We start from the raw sequence: 514 nt of genomic DNA, 5'->3' as shown, positions 1-514 counted from the left end.
ATTATTCTTTGATGGTGACGACGATGCCGGCACCGACGGTGCGGCCGCCTTCACGGATGGCGAAGCGCAGCTTCTCTTCCATGGCGATCGGCACGATCAGCTCGACATCGACCGTGATGTTGTCGCCCGGCATCACCATCTCGGTGCCTTCCGGCAGCGACACGATGCCCGTCACGTCGGTCGTGCGGAAGTAGAACTGCGGACGGTAGTTGGTGAAGAACGGCGTGTGACGGCCACCTTCGTCCTTGGTCAGGATGTAGGCTTCGGCCACGAACTTCTTGTGCGGCTTCACCGTGCCCGGCTTGGCCAGAACCTGGCCGCGCTCGACACCTTCACGATCAACGCCGCGCAGCAGCGCGCCGATGTTGTCGCCAGCCTGGCCCTGATCGAGCAGCTTGCGGAACATTTCAACGCCCGTGCAGGTCGTCTTGGTCGTCGGACGGATGCCGATGATTTCCAGTTCCTCGCCGACCTTGACCACGCCACGCTCGACGCGGCCGGTCACGACCGTGCC

General features: G+C 63.2%; 1 protein-coding gene. It reads right to left on the bottom strand.

Translation table 11 applies throughout. The features are described from left to right. Position 1: 1 nt before the first annotated feature. On the bottom strand, positions 2-514 hold a 513-nt coding region (locus ACWTU9_RS33205; protein WP_455862016.1), incomplete at its 5' end, for an EF-Tu C-terminal domain-related protein.

It is taken from the genome of Mesorhizobium sp. 128a (assembly GCF_053848025.1).
The sequence above is the reverse complement of the archived record's forward strand: the minus strand, read 5'-3'. Positions and strand labels throughout refer to the sequence as shown.